Genomic DNA, 1,696 nt, shown 5'->3' with positions numbered 1-1,696 from the left:
AATGTAAATTTATCTGCAAAGTAAGCGTCAAGCTCATCAATCTTCACGCGTACCTGCTCCATGGTATCACGATCACGGACAGTAACTGCTCCATCCGTTTCAGAATCGAAATCGTAGGTTACGCAGAACGGAGTTCCGATCTCGTCCTGTCTTCTGTAGCGCTTGCCGATATTTCCACGATCGTCATACTCACAGTTGTATTTCTTGGAAAGCTGCTGGAATACTTTCTCAGCACCTTCATTCAGCTTTTTGGAAAGCGGAAGGACACCGATCTTTACAGGTGCAAGTACCGGATGGAAATGAAGTACGGTACGTACATCGTTCTTTTCTGCATCCAGGACTTCTTCATCATATGCGCTGCAAAGGAAAGCAAGAACCATACGGTCAGCGCCCAGAGACGGCTCAATTACATATGGAATATATTTTTCTTTCTTCTCATCGTCGAAATATGTCAGATCCTGTCCGGATACGTTCTGATGCTGTGTCAGGTCATAATCGGTTCTGTCTGCGATTCCCCACAGCTCGCCCCATCCAAACGGGAACAGGAATTCCACGTCTGTAGTAGCTTTGCTGTAGAAGCTCAGTTCCTCCTGATCATGGTCACGATAGCGCACCTCATCTTCCTTCAGTCCCAGAGAGCTGAGCCAGTCAAGGCAGAACTGTTTCCAGTATGCAAACCATTCAAGGTCTGTATCCGGCTCACAGAAGAATTCCAGTTCCATCTGTTCAAACTCACGGGTACGGAAAGTAAAGTTGCCCGGTGTGATCTCGTTACGGAAGGATTTACCGATCTGTCCGATTCCAAAAGGAATCTTTTTGCGGGAAGTTCTCTGTACATTTTTAAAGTTTACAAAAATACCCTGGGCTGTCTCAGGTCTTAAATATACCGTATTTTTGGCATCCTCAGTTACACCCTGGAATGTTTTGAACATCAGATTGAACTGACGGATGTCAGTAAAGTTATGTTTGCCGCAGCTTGGACATGGAACCTGATGCTCTTTGATAAAGTCCATCATCTGTTCCTGAGACCAGGAATCCACACTGCCTTCAATGGCAATGTCATGCTCTGCACAATAATCTTCGATCAGTTTATCTGCACGGAAACGCTCATGACATTCTTTACAGTCCATCAGAGGATCAGAAAATCCACCCAGATGTCCGGATGCTACCCATGTCTGAGGATTCATAAGAATCGCACAGTCCACACCTACATTATACGGAGATTCCTGAATAAATTTCTGCCACCATGCACGTTTTACGTTATTTTTCAGCTCTACACCAAGATTTCCGTAATCCCAGGTGTTTGCAAGACCGCCGTAGATTTCAGAGCCCGGATACACAAAGCCTCTTGCTTTTGCCAGAGCCACGATTTTTTCCATTGTTTTTTCCATGTTATCTCTCCTAAAATTTTTTCAATGCCCTTATTATACTAGCATCTGTCCCCTTTTTCAAGAACAAAGAAAAGAAGATGTTACTGTTCATACGGCACTATCCCGCGAGGTGATTTGGCATATATATGCCAAAATCCCGAGACATACAGGCCAAAATTCTGTTGCCGCAGGCAATCTGGAATGAATTTTGGCTCGTTGCTGTGAGCGTAGTGAGCAGTAACAGGAAGATAAAAGGGAGGCTCTGATGCCTCAATGTCATTTAGTTAAGACATTAAGCAGATGTATTCCTATCAGGCAGAGGTAGA

Annotated in this window: 1 protein-coding gene; it reads right to left on the bottom strand. The window is 44.5% G+C overall.

Annotated elements, in window-relative coordinates; translation table 11 throughout:
* Positions 1–1,391 (bottom strand): glycine--tRNA ligase (locus tag RDS42_RS14700; protein WP_308784306.1); only part of this gene is annotated, 1,391 nt, incomplete at its 3' end.
* Positions 1,392–1,696 lie beyond the last annotated feature (305 nt).

This window comes from uncultured Blautia sp. (assembly GCF_902497045.1).
Taxonomy (GTDB): Bacteria; Bacillota; Clostridia; order Lachnospirales; family Lachnospiraceae; genus Blautia_A.
The sequence above is the reverse complement of the archived record's forward strand: the minus strand, read 5'-3'. Positions and strand labels throughout refer to the sequence as shown.